This is a genomic window from Acinetobacter sp. 809848 (genome assembly GCF_000581275.1).
Taxonomy (GTDB): domain Bacteria; phylum Pseudomonadota; class Gammaproteobacteria; order Pseudomonadales; family Moraxellaceae; genus Acinetobacter; species Acinetobacter pittii.
Map to the genome: position 1 here is coordinate 51,313 of NZ_JEXG01000018.1, position 23,453 is coordinate 74,765.

Below are 23,453 nucleotides of genomic sequence, written 5' to 3' on the forward strand. Positions count from 1 at the left end.
TAAAATGAAAATTGCGGTTTTTGGTGCAACTTTACATGCCGGAGTAATGGCAGCATTGTTGGCTGAGTATGGTAATCAGGTATTTTGGTGTACCAGCCCTGCCTGTGAGGAACAAGCTTGTATCTTGACGTTTCAAGATAAAGAAGTAAATTCCTATTTAGATAAACAACGCCAAGCTGGTTTTTTAGAAGAATGTTCTTTTTCAGCAATTCCGTTAGACGCTGAAGTTTATTTATTCTGTTATAGTCCAACGCAATTGCAGCTTGCTTTAAATACAGTAGAAAAACTTAGCCAGCGTCCAATTATTCATCCTCGTTTAATGATTAATGGTTCAACTTTTGGCTTACAAGGAACCCAAAAACTTAAACAGTATTTACCAAAAGATGAGTGGGTGTATTTTCCTGATGTAATCCAGGAAGGCAATGCTATCAATAGTGTCCTTAATGTAAAACATGTAATCGTTGGCGCAGAAACTGAATATGCATGCGATATTATGCGCGAATTATTACGACCGTTTTTCCGTTTTAGTTATCAATATCTTTTTATGCCAATACTAGACGCGGAGTTTACCAAGCTGAGCATTTCGGGCATGTTGGCAACGCGCGTTAGTTATATGAATGACTTGGCTGTAGTTGCGGAAAAATTGGGTATTGATATTGCCAATGTTAAACATGGTATTGCAGCAGATACACGTATTGGTGCAGCGTATTTATCCGCTGGTGCGGGGTTTGGTGGCGAAAACTTTTCTCATGATATTCTGACTTTATCGAGTACTGTATCAAAAACTGGGATAAAAAGTCGATTGTTAGAACAGGTTTGGGAAATTAATGAGCAACAAAAAGAAATTTTATTCCGTAAATTATGGAATTATTATCATTGTGATTTAAATGGAAAAACCGTTGCAATTTGGGGGGCGGCCTTTAAGGAAAATACCTCAAGTACACATAATTCGCCAATTCATGTCTTGTTAACGGCATTGTGGGCGCAGGGGGTAAGAGTGCGTTTACATGACCCACTAGCGTTAAATGAAATTGAAAAAAAATATGGCAAACGTGATGATTTAATATTATGCGCTGATCAATATGATGCAGTTAATGGCGCTCATGCGCTTTGTTTAGTGACGGCATGGAAGCAATATTGGGGGCCAGATTTTAAACGGTTACAACAAAACATGAAACATCCACTCATTTTGGATGGGCGTAATATTTATGACCCTGCATATGTCAAGGCCCGAGGTTTTGCATATGAAGGAGTAGGTCGTTTATGAGTAAAAATATAGAGCAATTCCCAAAAGAAAAGCTGCCAAGCTCAATGCTGATGTCACAGTTAAAGTTATTAGGGAAACAGTATGAACATCTTCACTTAAATGAGTTGTTTGCTGCGGAGCCAGAACGTTTTCAGAAGTATTCCGTTCATTTTGATCAACTTCTTTTTGATTATAGTAAACATCGTGTAAATCAAACTGTTTTAGATCAGTTGGTGACTTTGGCTAATGCCAAGCAATTAAAACCATGGATTGAACGTTTATTTTCACAAGAAAAAGTAAACTGTACAGAGCAACGTGCAGCGATGCATTGGGCATTACGTTTACCAGAGGGACATGCACAGTTTCCTGAACTGACCAAACAAGTTCATTTGCAGCTTGAACGAATGTATGCATTGGTTGAAAAAATCCATGCTGGACAATATCGTGGTGCCACTGGTGAAGTTATTCAGGATGTAGTAAATATTGGAGTAGGTGGGTCTGACTTGGGACCACTTATGGTAACTCATGCATTGTCTGACTTTAAAGTACAAACAGAAAAGCCTTTAAATGTACATTTTGTTTCAACAATGGATGGTAGCCAGCTTTCTGAAAAGCTACATAGACTACGCCCAGAAACAACATTATTTATTATTTCCTCTAAGTCATTTGGTACGATTGACACGTTATCAAATGCACATACAGCTCGTCAGTGGTTGGAAAAAGCATTAGGGGAATGTACTCGTGTATTGAAGAGTCATTTTATTGGAGTATCGACCAAAGCTAATAAAATGACCGAATGGGGAATTGCTCCTGAAAACCAGTTATTGCTGTGGGACTGGGTAGGAGGGCGTTACTCACTATGGTCTTGTATTGGGTTACCAATTGCTTTATTGATCGGTGTAGATGGTTTTAAACAGCTTTTAGCTGGTGCTCACGCTGTTGATGAACATTTCCAACAAGCACCATTTGAGCGGAATATACCAGTTCTAATGGCATTGTTGGGGATCTGGAATAATAATTTCTTAAATATGCAAACTCATGCAGTTTTACCTTACGATGGCCGTTTGAAATATTTTGCTGCTTATTTGCAGCAGCTTGAAATGGAGTCTAACGGTAAATCAGTACAACGTGATGGTCAAAAAGTTGAATTAGATACATGTCCTATTGTTTGGGGTGAAGTTGGTCCAAATGCACAGCACGCATTTTACCAGTTATTACACCAAGGATCATTCTCGGTAACTTGTGATTTTATTGCTCCAATCCACCGATATAATGCAGACCATTTTACATATGCTGATAGTGCTGAAGCATTGGTTGAGCAGCATCATTTAGCTTTATCCAACTGTTTGGCTCAGTCGAGATTACTTGCATTTGGTAATCAGGCGCTGAATACTGCTGAGTTAGAAACTTTGCCAATTTACAAACAGTATGAAGGTAATCAGCCAAGCTCAACATTGTTACTTCAAGAGCTTAACCCTTATAGCTTAGGTATGCTCATTGCTCTGTATGAACATAAAGTATTTGTTCAGTCAGTGATATGGAACATTAACCCATTCGATCAATGGGGAGTTGAAAAAGGGAAGCAAATTGCTGATCAGCTTTTACCAATTTTAAATCGTAAGCAAAGCGATTTATCAGCATTTGATGCCTCGACACGTGGTTTGTTGAAAATTTTGTTAGGGAAAAGTGAATAAATAATAAAGATGAATATTGGATTATTATGATAAATGATATATCAATATTCTAACCTATTTAAAAAGGCTTCTCATAATATGACGAGAAGCCTTTTTTGTGGCTGTATTGTGGTTGATCAAAAATAGTATAAGCACCTGAATCATGATGTATTGGATGGCACTAATCTTACTTATGGGATGTTTTAGAAGTGATAAAAAATAGGAGGACTATAGTGTCCTCCTATTCTATTTGTATGACTTAAACTAAGATTGAATTAACCCAGTCAACTCATTTACATAATGTTGCATAGGTTGAGCTTGGCGGTCTGCACGGCTTTCAATATTGAGACGTAATAACGGTTCAGTATTTGAAGCACGGACGTTAAAACGCCATGCGCCAAAGTCGAGGCTTACACCATCGGTACGGTCAATTTGTGGATTTTGATCGGCATAGAAATCAAAAATCTTTTGAATAGTAATCTGTGTATCAGCTACTTTAAAGTTGATTTCACCGCTACAAGGAAACTTGTTAATCATATTTTCAACGAGTGTTGAAAGTGATTGTCCTGTTTCAGAAAGCAGGGCAACCGTAAGTAGCCACGGAATCATACCGCTGTCACAGTAAGCAAAGTCACGGAAATAGTGATGGGCACTCATTTCACCACCATATACGGCATTGTGTTCACGCATCACATCTTTAATGAACGCATGACCAGATTTTGACTGTACAGCGACACCTTTGTATTCATCTACGATATCAAATGTGTTCCACACTAAACGCGGGTCATGCACAATTTTCTCGCCTGATTGCTTAATCAAGAAAGCTTGAGCCAATAGACCAACAATATAGTAGCCTTCAATGAACTGACCTTTTTCATCAAATAAGAAGCAGCGGTCAAAGTCGCCGTCCCAGGCAATTCCCATATCTGCTTTATGCTCAATTACAGCATTACGGGTACTGTCACGGTTTTCAATTAAAATTGGGTTGGGAATCCCATTTGGGAAAGTACCATCTGCTTCATGGTGAATTTTAATAAATTCAATAGGTACGTTAAGCGTTTTAAATTTTTCTTCAATGGCATCAATGACATGACCCGCAGCCCCATTACCTGCGTTTACCACCAATTTAAGGGGGCGGATTTTTGCAGGTTCAATGTAGGTGATTAAGTGATCAACGAACTCAGGTAAAATGTTATAACTTTGCGTTGTACCTTTTTGACTAACTTCTTCAAAGTTATTGGTTTCTGCTAAAGCCTGAATTTCTTTTAAACCGGTATCAGCACTAATTGGACGAGCATTTTCTCGAACCAATTTCATACCGTTATAGTCCATTGGGTTATGACTCGCAGTTACTTCAATACCACCTTGTACATCTAAATGGAAAGCGGCGAAATAGACTTCTTCAGTTCCTGTCATGCCTAAATCAAGCACATTCACACCCGCATCATTTAAACCGCGGATGGTCGCTTGTTTTAAAGATTCACTGCTTAGACGAACATCACAACCTACAACCACGGTCTTTGGTTTATAGATTTGTCCATATGCGCGGCCAATTTTATAGGCGATTTCTTCATTCAATTCGGTGCCGAGTTTACCTCGGATATCATAAGCTTTAAAACACGTTAAAGTAGTCATTATTCAATTCAATACAAGTGGTTTGAGTTGTGTGCACATTATACATAGATCATCAAATAGGTATGTTTATAGTTTTTATATTCAAATTTTTCACTTCATTTCTGTAAGTCATATTTAAGTTTATAAGAAAGTATTTTTAAGACTTTAGTCTAATAAGAAAATTTCTAAATTAGAAAGAGCTTGATTTTACTTAGTACTATTGGTCTTACCAATTATGGTGACTATTTAATGATTGATCTTGCTAATATCTGCATTTATGATGTCTCCTGTGGTTTAAGGAACAACATTTGCACTTAATTTTTAATTGGTCATACCAATTGTGTTGAATGTTTAAGAATTTAAGGTACAAAAATTCGCCCCGGCATTTCAAGGAGATGACAATGCTCAATATGTGGCAACAACTTTATGACCCTTTAAATAATATTTGGCTGTCCAGTGCGGTTGCATTAATCCCGATTATTTTCTTCTTTTTAGCATTAGCAGTTTTTCGTTTAAAAGGCAGTATCGCGGGTACGGGCACAGTCATTATTGCATTATTGATTGCGCTCTTTTTCTATCAAATGCCGGGCCAAATGGCCTTTGCGTCAATCATTTACGGTTTCTTCTACGGTCTATGGCCAATTTCATGGATCATTATTGGGGCAGTTTTTCTATACAAAATTTCGGTAAAAACAGGCCAGTTTGAAGTTATTCGTTCAAGTATTTTGTCAATTACCGAAGACCAACGTCTACAAATGTTATTGGTTGGTTTTGCATTTGGTACTTTCCTTGAAGGAGCAGCGGGTTTTGGTGCTCCTGTAGCAATTACCGCTGCACTCCTTGTAGGTTTAGGCTTTAAGCCACTTTACGCTGCTGGTTTATGCTTGATTGTAAATACAGCGCCAGTGGCTTTTGGTGCAATGGGTATTCCAATTATTGTGGCGGGGCAGGTGTCAGGCGTAGACACTATGGAAATTAGCCAGATGGTTGGTCGTCAGTTGCCATTTTTAGTCATTATTGTGCTGTTTTGGATTATGGCGATTATGGATGGCTGGCGTGGTGTTAAAGAAACTTGGCCTGCGGTGTTAGTCGGTGGTGGCGCTTTTGCGATTGCCCAGTATCTTACATCTAACTTCATTGGTCCTGAGTTACCAGACATTACCGCAGCAATTGCGTCTTTGGTCAGCCTGACTTTGTTATTCCGTGTTTGGAAACCAAAACATATTTTCCGTTTTGAACCTGAAGCTGGGCAAACTTTGACTCAGCAACCTACTACAGTTCAACGTTATAGCATTGGCAAAATTGTGAAGGCATGGTCTCCATTTGCAATCTTAACCGTGATGGTGACGATCTGGAGTGTTAAGCCATTTAAAGCATTATTTGCAAAAGATGGTGCTCTTGAACATTGGATTTTTAAACTTGAAGTACCATATTTGCATAAATTGGTCGAAAAAATGCCGCCAATTGTGGCAGAGATGAAACCATATGAAGCGATTTATAAGTTTGACTGGTTCTCTGCAACAGGTACTGCAATTTTTATTGCCGCAATCATCACTGCTATTTTCTTAAAAATGAAAGCAAGTGAGGCACTTACAACCTTTGGTGAAACACTCAATGAGTTGAAAACACCGATTTACTCCATTGGTATGGTCTTAGCGTTTGCTTTTATTGCGAACTATTCAGGTTTATCTGCAACTTTGGCTTTGGCTCTATCGCATACGGGTCATGCGTTTACTTTCTTCTCGCCATTTTTGGGCTGGCTTGGTGTATTCCTTACGGGTTCAGATACCTCTTCAAACGCTTTGTTCTCGGCATTACAGGCAACTACAGCGCAGCAAATTGGTATTCCGGAAGTGTTATTGGTGGCTGCTAATACCAGCGGTGGTGTAACAGGTAAAATGATTTCTCCGCAGTCGATTGCCATTGCTTGTGCAGCGGTGGGCTTAGTTGGAAAAGAGTCTGACTTGTTCCGTTTCACGGTAAAACATAGCATCATATTCACTGTCTTTGTTGGCATCATTATTACGGTTCAGGCTTATCTTGTTCCGTGGATGATTCCATAACTCCAGTGAAGGAAACGCGATGAGAATCTCCGATCAAGTGGTCATGAAATTGCAGGCATTAATTGAAGAGCGTCACATGAAAAAAGGTGACCGTTTGCCTGCCGAACGCCAGCTTGCAACTAGCTTAGGAGTTTCTCGTCCGTCTTTGCGTGAAGCAATTCAACAGCTCAATAGTCAAGGGGTACTCAGTAGCCGCCGTGGCGATGGGACTTATATTCAGCAGTTACCTGAACAGTGGCCACAGCAACTGATTGTCAACCCGATTAGCAACCTGATTGAAGAAGATCCACTCTACCGTTTTGATGTGCAAGAGGCGCGGTTATTACTTGAGGGTGGCACTGCTTGGTATGCCGCATTACGCTCAACGCCTGAAGATCGCGCCAAAATTCATCATTATTTTAATGAAATTAGCCGACATCAAAATGCGGGTGACTCGGCGCAGGCTGCGGTGGCCGATGCTGAATTCCATTTAGCGATTGCTGAAGCATCTCACAATGTGGTGCTGATCCAAATGATGCGTAGTCTGTTCGATTTGCTGCAATACAACGTCTTGTTAGGACGTAAAAAAGTTTATAACGACCCCGTAAATGGTGACTTGCTGAGCGAGCAGCATTTTCAGGTAATGGATGCTATTGATCGTAAAGATCCCGAGGCCGCACGCCAAGCTGTCTGCGGTCATATTGAATTTGTGATTAATCATGTGCGTTCTCTGGATGAAGATGAAGCTCGCCAGAAACGTGCAAATCGTTTAAATAGAGTTGATTCAAAATGATTATTTCTTCTGGCAATGATTATCGTGCTGCGGCACAACGTCGCTTACCACCATTTTTATTTCATTACATTGATGGTGGAGCGTATTCAGAATATACCTTAAAGCGTAACGTACAAGATTTGTCAGAAATTGCATTGCGTCAACGTGTGCTGAATGACATGTCCGCGTTAAGTTTAGAGACAAAACTGTTTAATGAAACGCTGTCGATGCCAGTTGCTTTGGCGCCTGTAGGTTTAACAGGTATGTATGCACGCCGTGGTGAAGTGCAGGCAGCGATGGCAGCCGACAAAAAGGGCATTCCATTTACGCTTTCAACGGTTTCTGTTTGTCCGATTGAAGAAGTTGCACCTGCAATTAATCGTCCAATGTGGTTCCAGCTTTATGTATTACGTGACCGTGGTTTTATGCGTAATGCTTTGGAACGTGCAAAAGCGGCAGGCTGCTCAACACTGGTGTTTACTGTAGATATGCCTGTGCCGGGTGCGCGTTACCGTGATGCCCATTCGGGTATGAGTGGGCCAAATGCTGCGATGCGCCGTTATATGCAGTCAGTGTTTCATCCGCACTGGTCATGGAATGTGGGCTTAATGGGTCGTCCGCACGACTTGGGTAATATCTCTAAATATTTAGGCAAACCGACTGGGCTTGAAGATTATATTGGTTGGTTAGGCTCGAACTTTGACCCATCCATTTCATGGAAAGACCTTGAGTGGATTCGTGAGTTTTGGGATGGCCCAATGGTGATTAAAGGTATTTTAGATCCTGAAGATGCCAAAGATGCTGTGCGTTTTGGTGCAGATGGCATTGTGGTATCGAATCACGGTGGTCGTCAGTTAGATGGCGTGATGTCTTCTGCTCGTGCATTGCCTGCAATTGCTGATGCAGTCAAAGGTGACTTAGCAATTTTGGCTGACTCAGGTATTCGTAATGGTTTAGACGTGGTGCGCATGTTGGCGCTTGGTGCGGATACGGTTTTACTTGGCCGTGCGTTTGTTTATGCCTTGGCTGCAGCAGGTGGACAAGGTGTGTCGAACTTACTTGATTTAATTGATAAGGAAATGCGTGTTGCGATGACGCTCACGGGTGCTAAGTCGATTTCGGATATTAATGCGGATTGTTTAGTACAGGCGATTAAACAAGGACTTTAAGACATGGTAAGTAAAGCAATAAGCACAGCCTCAAAATTTGGTGATTTGCTGATGTTTTACGTATAGGCATTTGTCACTTTTGAAAGGTCAAAAGTAACCAAAAACCTTTTGTTGAGCAAACCGTACTTCCTTGTACGGTTGCTCAACAGGCGGCATCCATGCCGCCACCACGATAGTAAATATAGGGCTGATTCACATTAGAGAATGAGCTAATTAAATTATAAATTACAAACGGTAAGATCCCGTCGTGTTGGTCTAATTTGATAAATGGATGACCAAAAGGAAACCATCATGCAAACATTTTCTCCTCAAGCAGTGATCGAACGCTTACAAAATATTGTAGGGCGTTCTTATGTTTTGACCGATGACCAAAGTACGCGTCAGTACCGCCAAGGTCGCCGTTTTGGTGAGGGGAAAGTGCTGGCTGTGGTGGTGCCGGGCACATTGCTAGAGCAATGGCAAGTGTTGCAGGCTGCAATTGAGGCGGACTGTATTGTGATTATGCAGGCAGCAAATACAGGACTCACCGGTGGTTCAACTCCGTATGGTGATGATTATGACCGTCCTGTTTTGGTCATGAGTACACGCCGATTAAAGGGTATTCAAGTCATCCATGATGGCAAGCAAGTGATCTGCTTACCGGGTGCGACCTTAGATAATTTAGAGCAAATTTTAAAAGGCTATAATCGTGAACCACATTCGGTGATTGGTTCATCTTGTATTGGTGCTTCGGTACTCGGTGGTGTATGTAATAACTCTGGTGGTGCCTTGGTACGCCGTGGTCCCGCGTATACCGAACTGGCGTTATATGCTCACGTGAACTCTGCTGGTCAATTAGAACTGGTGAACCATTTAGGCGTAAATTTAGGCTCGACACCCGAAGAAATTTTGACTCGTTTAGAGAAGCAGCAATACCAAGCCGTAGATATTTTAGATGATAGTGAAAAGCAGGCATCAGATCATCGCTATGCGCACGACGTGACTCAGGTCGATGAAGATACGCCTGCTCGTTTTAATGCAGACCCGTCACGATTGTTTGAAGCATCAGGTTCGGCAGGTAAAGTCTGTGTGTTTGCTGTACGCCTTGATACCTATGAAAAAGTAGAGAGCAGTGTTTTTTATATTGGTAGTAATGATGCTGATGATTTAACGGCCATTCGTCGTTACTTACTGACCTCTCTGCCAAGCCTACCGATTGCAGGCGAATATATTCACCGTGACGCTTACTTGATTGGTGAAAAGTACGGAAAAGACACTTTCTTATTTATTGAAAAGTTTGGTACAGCCAATGTTCCAAAAGCTTTCGCGATGAAAGACAAAGTTGATGGCTTTTTAGAAAAATTTAAAATTAAAGGCTTAACAGACCAGATTTTACAGGCGATTACCTTCTTTTTACCGAGTCATTTGCCTAAACGTATGACCGAGTATCGAGACCGTTATGAGCACCATTTGGTTTTACGTGTCGAAAATAATTCGAAAGCACAGACAGAGCAGTTTTTAAAAGAATATTTTACTGTGCATCAGTCAGGTAACTATTTCGTATGTAGTGAAGAGGAAGGTCGAAAGGCATTCTTACACCGTTTTGCGATTGCAGGAGCTGCAATTCGTTATCGCGATACGCACCGTAGTGAAGTTGAAGATATTGTAGCGCTTGATATTGCTCTACGTCGTAATGACCGCGAATGGGTAGAGCAACTGCCAGCCGAGATGGAAAAGAAAATCATCCATAAACTCTATTATGGGCATTTCTTTTGTCATGTTTTCCATCAGGACTATATTCTTAAAAAGGGTAATGACCCTTTAGAAATGGAACATCAAATGTGGAAATTGTTGGACGCGCGCCGTGCTGAATATCCGGCAGAGCATAATGTCGGGCATCTTTATATTGCCAAGCCTGCCTTAGCCAACTTTTATCAAAAACTCGACCCAACCAATAGCTTTAATGTGGGGATTGGACATACCTCAAAACTGAAATATTGGGGCAAGGCTAAATCGTAATATCGAGACATAAAAAAAGGCGCCGAAGCGCCTTTTTTAATAGATGATTTATGCTGCTTCTACTGATTTAGCAAGCACTTCAGCCATCGCTTTAGCAACAGTGTAAACATTGTTCATGTTTAAACCTGCTACACAAATACGGCCACTACGTACTAAGTAGATTGCATATTCTTCACGCAAGATATCTACTTGCTCAGCAGTTAGACCTGTGTAGCTAAACATACCTTTTTGGTTTACAAGGTAGCTAAAGTCACGGTCTGGTAATGCTTTAGTGAGTTCGTCTTTCAAGATGCTACGCATTTTGATAATACGCTCACGCATCTCTTTCACTTCACCTTGCCATTGTTGGTTAAGTTCAGCGTCATTTAACACTTCATCAACTAGCCAAGCACCTGTTGTAGGAGGGCTAGAGTAAATACGGCGTACAGTCGCTTTTAACTGACCGAATGTGCACTGAGCAGCTTCTGCATCGTCACATACGAAAGTTAAGCCACCAACGCGTTCGCCATATAAAGAGAAGATTTTAGAGAACGAGTTGCTCACGATGAAGTTTAGACCCGCTTGGTCTAAGGCACGGATTGCATACGCATCTTCTTCCATACCGTCACCAAAACCTTGGTAAGCGATGTCTAGGAATGGAATAAGGTTACGATCTTTTAATACTGCAATCACTTGGTCCCACTGCGCTGGGTTTAAGTCAGCACCCGTTGGGTTATGGCAGCATGGGTGTAACAACACAATGCTTTGCTCAGGCAAAGTTTTAAGTGTAGACAACATACCGTCAAAATCTACACCACGCGTTTCTGCATCGAAATATGGGTAGAAATGAGTTTTGATGCCAGCGCCATTGAAAATCGCAACGTGGTTATCCCAAGTTGGTTGGCTTACCCAAACGTCTGAATTTGGGAAATAAGTTTTTAAGAAATCTGCACCAACTTTCAATGCACCTGAACCACCAAGCGTTTGGATGGTTACAGCACGGCCAGCTTTAACTGCTGGGCTGTTTGCACCAAATAAAAGTGCTTGAATTGCTTCACGGTAAGGTTTGAAGCCTTCCATTGGCAAATAAAGTTTGGTTTTACCGTTCTTAGGCTCAATACGCTTTTGCGCCTCGATAATGGTTTCTAACTGAGGAACAATGCTGTCTTCGTTATAATAAAGACCAATACTCAAGTTTACTTTTTCAGAACGAGTATCAGCATTGAACTGTTCCATTAAAGAGAGAATTGGATCGCCTGCGTATGGGGGGATATGTTGAAACATCAAAAAAGTCCTTTCATTCAACAATATGCATAGTGCTGGGTTTTTTCTGTCTCGAAAAATACGCCACAACTATGTCGATGCTCAATAATGTATCAATAAAGCTACCGTGAAGCACCTGATAATTTCACTAATATCGATATTTTCTGGATGAAAATGATAAAAAGATTTAAAAGAAATTACGGTAAATAGATACTAATTTATAACTCATGCTTTCATTCAAGCAGATTGTCTACAATCTTGCTGTAATACATTGGTTGTAGACTAAAGTTTGAAACAAAAGATTAGAGACCGAAAAGCAACTAAAAAAGTGCCATAAATCTATAGGTAAATTAATATTAAGTAACTGTTTTATATGTATTAATTAGAGAGTGGTTTAATGGTTTAAATGTAAGGTGAGATAACAGGTCATACTATAAAAATTGACCTGATGCGTTCTGTAAAGTGTCAACAATCACCTTGATTTTTTTCATTCATACCGCTATAAAACTCATAATTGATTAAAAATTGTCGACAATATGCAAGATTTGACCTACGCACCAGAGCCACTACAAAGTCAGGGAAGAACACTGACTGAGAATGTATTTAAACAAATACAGACGGCGATTGTTTTGGGTCAAATTCCGGCAGGCAGCAAGATTTCCGAGCCTGAACTGGCACGCACTTATGGTATTAGTCGTGGGCCTTTGCGTGAAGCAATTCATCGCCTTGAAGGTCAACGTTTGGTTGAGCGCACAGCTCATGTGGGCGCGCGCGTGGTTTCGCTCTCACTGCAACAGTTTAAAGAGCTTTACCAGATTCGTGCGTCTTTAGAAGGTTTGGCCTGCAAACTTGCTGCTCAGCATATTGATAAAAAGCAAATTTTGGCGCTGCGTGATGTTTTACGTATGCATGCTGAAGATGAAAACTTTAAAGCAGGTAAGGGATATTACTTGCAAGAAGGGCAGGACGATTTTCACTACTGCATTATCAAAAGTAGTGGCAATAAAACGCTAGAAAAAATGCTATGTGATGAGCTTTATCACCTCATCCGTATGTACCGAATTCAGTTTTCAAACACACCCGATCGACCGAGCAAAGCTTGGGACGAACATATCCGTATTTTAGATGCAATTGCAGAAGGCGATGGTGAACTTGCTGAGCTGCTCATGCATCGACATATCAATGCTTCTTATAAAATTATTGAGCAAACACTGCTACAAGCACAAGGAGAACATAACAATGGCTAAACAATCCGCAGGTCAGCTATTTCGCGATGCAGTAGCCCAAGAAAAGCCATTACAAGTGGTTGGAACCATCAATGCCAATCATGCACTTTTGGCAAAACGTGCAGGTTATAAAGCGATTTACTTATCAGGTGGTGGTGTAGCCGCTGGTTCTTTAGGCTTACCTGATTTGGGAATTAGTAACCTTGATGATGTGTTGACCGATGTACGCCGTATTACCGATGTATGTGATCTTCCACTATTGGTCGATGCGGACACAGGTTTTGGTGCTTCTGCATTTAATATTGCGCGTACTACAAAAGCACTGATCAAATTTGGTGCTGCGGCAATGCACATTGAAGACCAAGTAGGCGCAAAACGTTGTGGACACCGCCCGAACAAAGCCATTGTGACTCAAGAAGAAATGGTTGACCGTATTAAAGCAGCGGTTGATGCGCGTGGTGATGACAGCTTCGTGATTATGGCGCGTACCGATGCATTGGCTGTAGATGGCTTACAAGCTGCCATTGACCGTGCGGGTGCCTATATTGAAGCGGGCGCAGACATGCTATTCCCTGAAGCAATTACCGAGCTTGATATGTACAAGCAATTTGCTCAGAAGACTGGCGCACCAATTTTGGCAAACATTACCGAGTTTGGTTCTACGCCACTGTTTACTACTGAAGAGTTAGCATCTGCCGATGTAAGCCTTGCGCTTTATCCGCTTTCTGCTTTCCGTGCTATGAACAAAGCAGCCGAAACTGTGTATGAAACCTTGCGTAAAGAAGGCACGCAAAAGAACGTGGTTGATATTATGCAAACGCGTAAAGAACTATATGAACGCATTAACTACTACGCGTTTGAAGACTACTTAGACAACGCATTTGCTAAAAAGAAGTAATAAATTAAAAAGTTGATTAATTGGAATCTGATACTCGGAGACGTCATATGCAACTGTTTGAGACAGGACTACATTTTTTAAAAATAGTTCTGCGATAGATAGGATATTCGATGGTTGTGGACGAGTTTTGCAGATGACAATGGTTTTGCCTACTTTTCCCGAAAGAAAAGTAGGTCAAACTGAAGGTTAATCCTGAAATAAGAAGTGAAAATGGTACGACTCCGTCGTGCTTAATAAATAAATTCAGATAGATAGGAAAGGACAATCTTATGAGCTCAAATGAAACAACAACAGGCTTCAAACCAAAAAAATCAGTTGCACTTAGTGGACAAGTTGCAGGCAACACAGCACTTTGTACCGTAGGACGTAGCGGTAACGACTTGCACTATCGTGGCTATGACATTCTTGACCTTGCAGCGGGTAGCCAGTTTGAAGAAGTTGCTCACTTGCTCGTACATGGCAAATTACCAAACAAAGCTGAACTCAAAGCGTATAAAGCAAAATTAAAAGCACTTCGTGGCTTACCTGCAGCACTTAAAACTGCACTTGAACAATTACCACCGTCTGCACACCCAATGGATGTGATGCGTACAGGTGTGTCAGTGCTAGGTTGTTTAACACCAGAACATGAAGACCACAACGAAGCGGGCGCAAAAGACATTGCTGATAAATTAATGGCAAGCCTAGGCTCAATGCTGCTTTATTGGTACCACTTCAGCAACAACGGTCGTCGTATTGAAGTTGAAACAGATGACGACTCAATTGCAGCGCATTTCTTACATTTACTTCATGGCGAAAAACCATCTGAAGAATGGATTCAAGCAATGCATACCTCTCTTATTTTGTATGCTGAGCACGAGTTCAACGCATCTACATTTACCTCACGTGTGGTTGCAGGTACAGGTTCTGACATGTACTCGGCAATTACAGGCGGTATTGGTGCACTTCGCGGACCTAAGCACGGTGGTGCAAACGAAGTTGCATTCGTGATTCAACAACGTTACGACAACGCAGATGAAGCAGAAGCTGACATCCGTAAACGTGTTGAAAATAAAGAAGTTGTGATCGGTTTTGGTCACCCTGTCTATACAGTTTCTGACCCACGTAACGAAGTGATCAAGAAAGTTGCGCACGACTTGGCACAAGCACAAGAGAACACCAAAATGTACCTCATCGCTGAGCGTTTAGAAGCAGTGATGAAAGAAGTGAAAAACATGTTCCCGAACCTCGACTGGTTCAGTGCGGTGAGCTATCACTTAATGGGTGTTCCAACTGCAATGTTCACGCCGTTATTTGTGATTGCACGTACAGCAGGTTGGTCAGCACACGTGATTGAACAACGCCAAGACGGCAAAATCATTCGTCCAAGCGCGAACTACACAGGCCCTGAAAATCTTGAATTTAAACCATTGGCGGAGCGTGGTTAATGAACACAAAATACCGTAAACCGCTGGCAGGTACCCAGCTTGAATATTACGACGTGCGTCAAGCCGTTGAAGATATTCAGCCAGGCGCATACGAAAAACTGCCTTACACCTCTAAAGTACTCGCAGAGCAATTGGTACGCCGTGCCGATGCCGAGAACTTAACTGCTTATTTAACGCAGTTAATTGAACGCCGTCAGGACTTGGACTTTCCTTGGTACCCTGCGCGCGTGGTGTGTCATGACATTTTGGGTCAAACTGCATTGGTTGACCTTGCAGGTTTACGTGATGCGATTGCTGACAAAGGCGGTGACCCATCTAAAGTCAACCCAGTTGTGCCGACTCAGCTCATTGTTGACCACTCTTTAGCAGTGGAATACGGTGGTGCTGACCCAGACGCTTTTGCAAAAAACCGTGCTGTTGAAGACCGCCGTAACGAAGACCGTTTCCACTTTATTGAGTGGACTAAAACCGCATTTAAAAATGTCGATGTAATCCCTGCGGGGAACGGCATTATGCACCAGATTAACCTAGAGAAAATGTCTCCAGTAATTCAGGCGCGTGATGGTGTGGCATTCCCAGACACATGTGTCGGTACAGACTCACACACGCCACATACAGACGCTTTGGGCGTAATTTCTGTCGGTGTTGGGGGCTTAGAAGCTGAAAACGTAATGTTGGGCCGTGCATCTTGGATGCGTCTGCCAGACATTATTGGTGTTGAGTTTGTAGGTCAGCGTCAGGCAGGCATTACAGCAACAGATATCGTACTTGCTTTAACTGAATTCTTGCGTAAAGAGCGTGTAGTCGGTGCATACCTTGAGTTCTTTGGTGAAGGTGCTGACAGCATGTCTGTTGGCGACCGTGCAACCATTTCGAACATGACTCCAGAATATGGCGCTACGGCTGCGATGTTCTACATTGACCAAAACACGATTGACTACTTACGCCTAACAGGCCGTGAAGATGCTCAAGTGGCATTGGTTGAACAGTACGCAAAAGAAATCGGCCTTTGGGCATCTGACATGACCAAAGCAGAGTACCCACGTGTACTACGTTTTGACCTATCAAAAGTAACCCGTAACATCGCGGGTCCATCAAATCCACATGCACGTGTTTCAACTGCTGACCTTAAAGAAAAAGGCATTGCGGGCGTTGTTGAAAACCGCTCTGATGGCTTAATGCCAGATGGCGCAATCATTATTGCTGCAATTACTTCATGTACCAACACCTCTAACCCACGTAACACCGTGGCGGCAGGTTTGTTGGCACGTAAGGCAAATGAACTTGGTTTGGTTCGTAAACCTTGGGTGAAATCATCATTTGCACCGGGTTCAAAAGCGGCTGCGCTTTACCTTGAAGAAGCTGGCGTACTTAAAGACCTAGAGAAACTTGGTTTTGGTATCGTGGCGTATGCATGTACGACGTGTAACGGTATGTCGGGCGCGTTAGATCCAGTCATTCAACAAGAAATTATTGACCGTGACTTGTACGCAACAGCAGTACTCTCTGGTAACCGTAACTTCGATGGCCGTATTCATCCATATGCAAAACAAGCTTTCTTGGCATCTCCACCGCTTGTCGTAGCGTATGCAATTGCGGGTACGATTCGTTTTGACATCGAAAAAGATGCGTTAGGTCATGACAAAGAAGATAACCCGATTTACCTCAAAGACATCTGGCCATCTGACGCTGAAATTGATGCCTTAGTTAAAGAAGCTGTGAAGCCTGAACAGTTCCGTAAAGTCTACATTCCAATGTTTGACTTGGGCGAAGTTGAGCAAGCGAAAAGCCCGCTTTACGATTGGCGTCCGCAAAGTACTTACATCCGCCGTCCACCATATTGGGAAGGGGCGTTGGCTGCACCACGTACTTTGGCGAACATGCGTCCGCTTGCGATTTTGGGTGACAACATTACTACCGACCATTTGTCGCCTTCAAACGCGATTTTGATGGACTCGGCTGCGGGTGAATACCTTCACAAAATGGGCGTACCAGAAGAAGACTTCAACTCATACGCAACGCACCGTGGTGACCACTTGACTGCACAACGTGCGACATTTGCAAACCCGAAACTTTATAACGAAATGGTGGTTCGTTCAGACGGTACCATTAAGCAAGGTTCAAAAGCGCGTGTAGAGCCTGAAGGCGAAGTGATGCGTATGTGGGAAGCGATTGAAACCTACATGAACCGTAAGCAACCGTTAATTATTATCGCGGGTGCTGACTACGGTCAGGGTTCAAGCCGTGACTGGGCTGCAAAAGGTGTACGCCTGGCGGGTGTTGAAGCGATTGTGGCAGAAGGTTTTGAGCGTATTCACCGTACCAACTTGGTGGGTATGGGCGTGTTACCACTCGAGTTTAAACCGGGTGTAAACCGCAAGACTTTAAAGCTAGATGGTACAGAGCTTTATAGCGTGATTGGTAATATTGCACCGCGCTCGACTTTAACTTTAGTGATTGAACGTGCCACAGCAGATGGTAAAGAAGAGATTGTTGAAGTGCCTGTGACTTGCCGTTTAGATACAGAAGAAGAAGTTTCTGTATATGAAGCGGGCGGTGTATTACAGCGTTTTGCGCAAGACTTTTTAGAAGGCCAAGTGGCTTGATACTTTAGTTAAACATTATTGATATTGTTCAAAAAAAGCCCTATCTTGATGATGGGGTTTTTTGTTGAGAACAAGAATGGAAAGATATTTAGATTTAGATGGTGATTCTGGCGTTTTTTCATATGAAATTGGTGATACATATATAAGGGTAAAGTTTGATAAAACCATTAAAATTTATCAGTACAGCTATTATAAAGCAGGCCAACTGCATGTCGAAAAAATGAAAATATTAGCTAAGAGTGGTAATGGACTAAATTCTTATATCATGAGAAATGTAAAAAACTTATACGATTAAGGATATAAAAATAATCTGGGGTAAAAAGAATGTTATTTTCGAAAAGAAAAGGTCTTAGTCCAATAAGAATCGAAATCCAGAGAGAATCTATAGATGATGATTTAAAAAATGGTTTATGGAATGCCTTACATTTAACGATTTGGGCAAAATATGATGGTTATCATTACAGTAAAACATTTAGAACATCGAATTTATTTACTCTACTTGTAAGTTATTGGCATAATTTTTTTAAACTTCCTCTAGATTATATGCCTCTAGATTTTGATATTGCTAAAGAAGCAATTAGAAAAAGATTTTTCGCTTACTCATGGTTTGAATTGTATGATTTTATAGAGTTTACTGCCCAAAATTGTCCAATTCATCTTCAGGATAATTTTATTAAATTTGTGAATCATATTCTTGAAAAAGAACTGTCAGCATATAGATTTGTTGATGAGCAATTAACAGACATAACAGATGAACAAGAGATTGAGTCAATTGAAACGGCAATTAACTCTTCTAATAAATTTTCGGGTACAGAAATACATTTGAAAGCAGCATTAAGTTTATTAACAGATAGAAAAAAACCTGATTATAGAAACTCGGTTAAAGAATCTATTAGTGCAGTAGAAGCTTTATGTGTAACTTTATCTGATAATCCAAAAGCTACATTAGGAGCATCGCTAAATATTATTGAAAAAAGTCATTCTTTACATCCCGCTTTTAAGAAAGCTCTGACAAGCTTATATGGATATACAAGTGATTCAGATGGAATTAGGCATGCACTTTTGGATGAATCTACCATTAGTTATAGTGATGCAAAATACATGCTTGTTTCTTGTAGCGCATTTATAAATTATGTGATTGGAAAGATAAGTGAAAAATAAGAATATAAAAAAAGCCCGACATCCTGTTGGGCTTTTTCGTATTTGGTTGCTAGATATGACTCCTGTCGTATCTCACGATCCTGATGTATGAACCTATTATTGTTGTTTTGTGTTCCGGAACATCCTATTCCTGTATGAGTTCATATTAGAAAAAAAGCAGAGGATAATCAATCCGCTAAATCCCTAAATCTATGTAAGATAAATCGTACAAATAACATTTTTTGCATTTATGCCATCATCATCGGGCGAAATGGACAATTGACATTCACTTTAAGTGGGTTATATTCCTGTTTAATATATATACGATTATAGGAATGTAATCATGGTAACAGCTGGCGAAAAACCCGGAACAGGCTTCTACTTCTGTGCTCAGTGCGGACATAGAGTGTTTTTAGAAATTAATACCGACCCTTTACCACCTTGCACGAAATGCTACTGCACGCAATTTAAACGTTAAGAATGAAATAATATTTGCGTTCGCATTTAACAAAAAGCCCTGTCACCTGATGGGGCTTTTTTGTTAATTTAAAAATAAGACTTACATAACAAGACCCGTGATGGGCATGAAAAGGAAACCGTTATGGAAACAATATTGGGTTTATGTATTGGCGTGGGGCTGAGTGCTGCCTGCGGTTTTCGCGTGTTTGTGCCGCTACTGGTTATGAGCATTGCAACCATGATGGGATGGTTCGAGCCATCAAAAGGCTTTGAATGGTTAGCTCTGCCATCGGTGTGTTTAGCTTTAGGTGTGGCAACGGTGTGTGAAGTTGCAGCTTACTATATTCCGTGGGTCGATAATGCCTTAGACACAGTCGCGACTCCTGCGGCGATGATTGCGGGTACATTAGCGACAATGGCGGTTAGCAGCGGAGAAATGTCTCAGTTTGCCAGTTGGGCGGCAGCGATTATTGTGGGAGGTGGTACGGCAGGCGTGGTGCAAATGAGTACAGTCGCTGCACGTGGTGTTTCAACTGCAACCACAGGCGGCTTAGGGAATTTTGTTGTTGCTACAGGGGAGTGGATTGGAGCAATTTTACTTTCGGTTTCAGCTTTGTTAGTTCCGGCGCTTGTTGCGGTAGTGGTGCTGATTGCGGTTATTTTAGCGGTACGTTGGATACGCCATAAAAAGCAAGAACAGGCACATAGTCCTCTATAGGTTTAGCCTAAACATATTTTAAACAGCAATAAAAAAAGCCCAACATCCTGTTGGGCTTTTTCGTATTTGGGTACTAGATATGACTCCTGTCGTATCTCACGCTTCTGGTGCTTGAACCTATTATTGTTGTTTTATGTTCCGGAACATCCTGTTCCTGTATGAGTTCATATTAGGAAAAAAGAGGGGTGTCGCCAATCCGCAAAATCCCTAAAAGTTTGTAGGTTAAAACGTACAAGCCATTATTCATTTTGAGGTAAAGGCCAAAGAATATCTTTGTTTTTCTTAAATTCTTTATACCAATATTGGCTTATAAGCTCTTTGTCATCTCTATCAAAATGATAAACAAATATATCCAAAGCTTCATTTAATTCGAGATCATAGCGGAATTTGGCAGTAGCTAAATGTGCCTGTATTTCATATAACTGATTAAATATAGGTAGAGAATCTTCATAAGTTAATAATTGGATTTGTTGAAGAAGTTCTTTTATTTGAAGTTCATACGCATCCAAGATTCTTGCAAGATCAATAGTTACATCTCTATAGGTGTTAAGTCTTTGCTCAAATTCGTCCCATGTATAGTTCATTCTAATAAATGTTCAAAAATTTAATGTAAGCACAGAATAGCTTGATTGATTATAAAGTTGCTGAGATTTTACTAAGTTTTATAATATCCACTTAAATTTAAAGAAGAAAATGATCATGACTTTAATAGAAAAAGTGGTTCCTGTGGTATTTAGGGAAATAAATAATAACTTGGAGATTTTAGTATTTAGACATCTGTTAGCAGGAATTCAAATCGTTAAAGGCACCGTGGAGCATCAAGAACAGTTAGAACACGCCGCTTTGCGTGAGCTTTATGAAGAATCTGGAATAAAGAGTGCTCAAATTCATTCATACCTAGGTAAACATATTCCTTCAGAGGCAGGGCCTGATTGGCATGTTTTTGTGTGTAGTACACATGAGGCTTTAAAAGATAAATGGTCACATTTTTGTGAAGATGATAATGGATTAACTTTCGATTTTTTCTGGCATCCTTTTTTAAACCCTCCAACAGAAGAATGGCATCCTCTTTTTAAAGAATTATTTGAATTTATTAAATCTAAATACAAGCTCAACTAACCAAACATCTTTAGGCCTCTGTGCTGCAACAGGCTTTAATCTTTTGCGCTGATTTAAAGTAATAAACCATTGCAACACAGAGATAAAGAGCTAAGCCAAACGCTTAGCCCAGACTACTTTTGTCACACCGCTGCATGAAGCTAAAAAGTAGGGACAAAGTCCCGTGGGAGAACAGGACTTTGCAAACTGAAAAACGATAGCTACCTAGAACGAAACTTAAAGCCAAAATAGGTTTATAAATTGTCATATTATTCTCATAATGATTTATATCTATGAGTAGAGTAAAAATATAATTAGTTTTAAGGTTTTAAATAATTTTTAGGTAATAATTAATCCTTCTATGCATGTAGGAAAATATAATAATTAAATTTTTAAAATAAAAATAATTTATAAATTTAAAAACTAGGAAATATAAAACCTAAATTTTAAATAAATAGAATGATTAAGCAGGAGAGGGAATAAGTTTGAAAAATGTCATGGTCAACTCCTTATAATTTATGGAGTCCTACCACCAGATTACCGCGAATTAATTTATGGTGGTAGAACGAAAGGGGGTTGACAGACTGGGATCCATGGAACCAGCACGCACGGGGCGTCCCCCATCCGTCCTACCGCAAAGAAAAGGGGACGCAAGGGTCTAACGACTTATAGATTGTACTATAACCCGCCGTGGATCAACGGTCTGTCAAAACCGACTGGCAATGTGGCCAGCAACGAGATAATAATTGGTGATTTTAATTACGTCAATTTAATATTTAAAATATTTTTGATTTAATAATAAAACTAAATTTATTTTTAAAATAATGGAATTAATATTTATATTTAATTAGAAAAAATAAATAATAAAATAAGTTATAAGTGTAATGTTGTTAATAATAGAGATTCATCATCTTATAAATAAAATATTATAGAGATGGTTGCCTTATTCTAAACTTTTAAGCATTTCTTTCGCATCAATATCGCCTGCATCGGCAGCGTGCTGAAACCATTTCTTTGCCAGTTGTAGGTTTTTCGGCGTGCCTTCACCATTTAAATACATCTGGGCTAAGTTGTATTGGGCATCGCTTTCACTGTGCTCAGCCGCTTTGGTGTACCACTTAAGGGCTTGCTCATTGCTTTGTGAGACGCCGTGACCTTTTTTATATAGCTGAGCTAAATTATATTCTGCGGGCGGATAGCCTTGCTTGGCAGCACGACTGAACCACTCAAACGCCTTTCCATAATCTTGCGCGGTTCCTTCACCTCTGTCATATAGCACCCCTAAGTTATATTGCGCTTTCGCATGGTCCTTGGCCGCAGCCTTAGTAAAATAATCAAAAGCGCGCTTGGCATCTTTTTCTACGCCCGTGCCTGTGTAATACATCATCCCTAAACTATATTTTGCCCCCACGCTTCCATTTTGGTCAGCCGCAGTTAGCCATTTAAACGCTTGTTCATAATTTTTAACAACGCCTTGTTCGCCGCTTAAAAGCATCATCCCCAAATGATATTGAGCAACGGATTGCCCTTGTTCTGCACGATATTGAATATCGGCCACACTCGGTTCAGCAAATGCTGGAGAATGAAGTGAAAAAATCACCATAAATATATAAAAAGCAGACTTTTTTATTTTCATATCTCATCCTGAATTTTATTAATTTTAATATTTATTTTTCTTTAATATCTATTTGAATATAAAGGAAAAATATTAATTATGTTTGGGTGGTTTATAGCACTTTAAAATGAGTAAATTTTACGGTTTAAATACCTATTTAATAAGAAATTTACCTAAAACTGCATAATTAGACTAGTTACATTTTGAAAATGAGTATAGATAGACAGATTAGTCTTTTTTTAATTAAAATGCGGCCTAAATATAAGTTTGATTGATAATAAAAATGCAGATGAGTGTGTCGAGTATATTGGAGCGTTTAGGCCTTGTTTCACAAAATCGCGTTGTTCATATCCAATTCTCAAATCAGTCTTTAAATCAGCAAGTCTTCTTGCAACGCATTGAGGGCGAGCATACCCTCAACCAAGGTAGCGTTGCTGAGTTACTGTGTCTGTCGACAAACGCCCATATTGCATTAAAACAATTTATTGGCTGTCAGGTTGCCGTCGATCA

At 40.5% G+C, this 23,453-nt stretch carries 20 protein-coding genes and 1 pseudogene; 16 read left to right on the top strand and 5 right to left on the bottom strand.

Features of this window, described 5'->3' with window-relative positions; genetic code table 11:
- The first annotated feature begins 4 nt into the window (after nucleotides 1-4).
- A complete protein-coding gene (locus J536_RS15335; RefSeq protein ID WP_002120822.1) occupies nucleotides 5-1,267 on the top strand; it encodes a nucleotide sugar dehydrogenase in 1,263 nt (420 codons plus the stop codon).
- Nucleotides 1,264-2,940: a glucose-6-phosphate isomerase gene (gene pgi / locus J536_RS15340; protein ID WP_005071823.1), complete on the top strand. Its 1,677-nt coding sequence runs from the start codon at nucleotides 1,264-1,266 to the stop codon at nucleotides 2,938-2,940. The genes J536_RS15335 and pgi overlap by 4 nt, the downstream gene beginning before the upstream one ends.
- Before the next feature lie 243 nt (nucleotides 2,941-3,183).
- Here pgi and J536_RS15345 read toward each other — a convergent pair whose 3' ends face one another.
- Entirely contained in the window at nucleotides 3,184-4,554 is a 1,371-nt protein-coding gene (locus tag J536_RS15345; RefSeq protein ID WP_032063265.1) for a phosphomannomutase/phosphoglucomutase, read from the bottom strand.
- Between the two features lie 374 nt (nucleotides 4,555-4,928).
- On the opposite strand from J536_RS15345, the gene lldP reads away from it, so the two are divergent.
- The 4 genes from lldP to dld all read left to right on the top strand — a co-directional run bounded on the left by lldP (nucleotide 4,929) and on the right by dld (nucleotide 10,514).
- Nucleotides 4,929-6,596 (top strand): L-lactate permease, encoded by a 1,668-nt coding sequence (gene lldP, locus J536_RS15350; RefSeq protein WP_170814181.1) that lies wholly within the window; start codon nucleotides 4,929-4,931, stop codon nucleotides 6,594-6,596.
- A gap of 19 nt (nucleotides 6,597-6,615) precedes the next feature.
- Nucleotides 6,616-7,368, top strand: coding sequence for a transcriptional regulator LldR (gene lldR / locus J536_RS15355; RefSeq protein ID WP_002120807.1), 753 nt, complete (start codon nucleotides 6,616-6,618; stop codon nucleotides 7,366-7,368).
- On the top strand, nucleotides 7,365-8,516 hold the full coding sequence (lldD, locus tag J536_RS15360) for an FMN-dependent L-lactate dehydrogenase LldD (RefSeq protein ID WP_000587290.1): 1,152 nt from the start codon (nucleotides 7,365-7,367) through the stop codon (nucleotides 8,514-8,516). The genes lldR and lldD overlap by 4 nt, the downstream gene beginning before the upstream one ends.
- Nucleotides 8,517-8,807: 291 nt before the next feature.
- Complete coding sequence (gene dld / locus J536_RS15365) at nucleotides 8,808-10,514, top strand: D-lactate dehydrogenase (RefSeq protein WP_017725590.1); 1,707 nt, start codon at nucleotides 8,808-8,810, stop codon at nucleotides 10,512-10,514.
- A 48-nt stretch (nucleotides 10,515-10,562) separates the two neighbouring features.
- Here the strand turns inward: dld and J536_RS15370 are convergent, their stop codons facing one another.
- Together J536_RS15370 and J536_RS25225 are read right to left on the bottom strand one after the other, a co-directional pair.
- A complete protein-coding gene (locus tag J536_RS15370; protein WP_000486246.1) occupies nucleotides 10,563-11,777 on the bottom strand; it encodes an aromatic amino acid transaminase in 1,215 nt (404 codons plus the stop codon).
- A gap of 335 nt (nucleotides 11,778-12,112) precedes the next feature.
- A pseudogene (locus J536_RS25225) lies at nucleotides 12,113-12,247 on the bottom strand (hypothetical protein).
- A gap of 45 nt (nucleotides 12,248-12,292) precedes the next feature.
- On the opposite strand from J536_RS25225, the gene J536_RS15375 reads away from it, so the two are divergent.
- The 8 genes from J536_RS15375 to J536_RS15405 all read left to right on the top strand — a co-directional run bounded on the left by J536_RS15375 (nucleotide 12,293) and on the right by J536_RS15405 (nucleotide 20,230).
- Entirely contained in the window at nucleotides 12,293-13,003 is a 711-nt protein-coding gene (locus J536_RS15375) for a GntR family transcriptional regulator (RefSeq protein ID WP_014208068.1), read from the top strand.
- Nucleotides 12,996-13,880 (top strand): methylisocitrate lyase, encoded by an 885-nt coding sequence (gene prpB, locus J536_RS15380; protein WP_004706036.1) that lies wholly within the window; start codon nucleotides 12,996-12,998, stop codon nucleotides 13,878-13,880. The genes J536_RS15375 and prpB overlap by 8 nt, the downstream gene beginning before the upstream one ends.
- 269 nt (nucleotides 13,881-14,149) lie before the next feature.
- Nucleotides 14,150-15,307 (top strand): 2-methylcitrate synthase, encoded by a 1,158-nt coding sequence (prpC, locus tag J536_RS15385; protein ID WP_002120737.1) that lies wholly within the window; start codon nucleotides 14,150-14,152, stop codon nucleotides 15,305-15,307.
- The gene (gene acnD / locus J536_RS15390) at nucleotides 15,307-17,913 is read left to right on the top strand and encodes a Fe/S-dependent 2-methylisocitrate dehydratase AcnD (protein ID WP_032063267.1); all 2,607 of its coding nucleotides are present in this window, start codon (nucleotides 15,307-15,309) and stop codon (nucleotides 17,911-17,913) included. Before prpC ends, acnD begins: the two co-directional genes overlap by 1 nt.
- A gap of 76 nt (nucleotides 17,914-17,989) precedes the next feature.
- On the top strand, nucleotides 17,990-18,208 hold the full coding sequence (locus J536_RS15395; RefSeq protein WP_026056967.1) for a hypothetical protein: 219 nt from the start codon (nucleotides 17,990-17,992) through the stop codon (nucleotides 18,206-18,208).
- A 29-nt stretch (nucleotides 18,209-18,237) separates the two neighbouring features.
- On the top strand, nucleotides 18,238-19,074 hold the full coding sequence (locus J536_RS15400) for an AbiJ-NTD4 domain-containing protein (protein WP_032063268.1): 837 nt from the start codon (nucleotides 18,238-18,240) through the stop codon (nucleotides 19,072-19,074).
- A gap of 322 nt (nucleotides 19,075-19,396) precedes the next feature.
- Nucleotides 19,397-19,531: a zinc ribbon-containing protein gene (locus J536_RS26015; protein WP_001983336.1), complete on the top strand. Its 135-nt coding sequence runs from the start codon at nucleotides 19,397-19,399 to the stop codon at nucleotides 19,529-19,531.
- A gap of 123 nt (nucleotides 19,532-19,654) precedes the next feature.
- Nucleotides 19,655-20,230 (top strand): DUF4126 domain-containing protein, encoded by a 576-nt coding sequence (locus J536_RS15405; protein WP_016143989.1) that lies wholly within the window; start codon nucleotides 19,655-19,657, stop codon nucleotides 20,228-20,230.
- Between the two features lie 239 nt (nucleotides 20,231-20,469).
- On the opposite strand, the gene J536_RS15410 is transcribed toward J536_RS15405, so the two are convergent.
- Nucleotides 20,470-20,814: a hypothetical protein gene (locus tag J536_RS15410; RefSeq protein WP_032063270.1), complete on the bottom strand. Its 345-nt coding sequence runs from the start codon at nucleotides 20,812-20,814 to the stop codon at nucleotides 20,470-20,472.
- 115 nt (nucleotides 20,815-20,929) lie between these two features.
- On the opposite strand from J536_RS15410, the gene J536_RS15415 reads away from it, so the two are divergent.
- Entirely contained in the window at nucleotides 20,930-21,349 is a 420-nt protein-coding gene (locus tag J536_RS15415; RefSeq protein ID WP_032063271.1) for an NUDIX hydrolase, read from the top strand.
- Nucleotides 21,350-22,271: 922 nt separating this feature from the next.
- On the opposite strand, the gene J536_RS15420 is transcribed toward J536_RS15415, so the two are convergent.
- On the bottom strand, nucleotides 22,272-22,964 hold the full coding sequence (locus tag J536_RS15420) for a tetratricopeptide repeat protein (protein WP_032063272.1): 693 nt from the start codon (nucleotides 22,962-22,964) through the stop codon (nucleotides 22,272-22,274).
- 262 nt (nucleotides 22,965-23,226) lie between these two features.
- On the opposite strand from J536_RS15420, the gene J536_RS15425 reads away from it, so the two are divergent.
- The coding region (locus J536_RS15425) for a hypothetical protein (protein ID WP_155758151.1) at nucleotides 23,227-23,453 on the top strand (227 nt) is incomplete at its 3' end.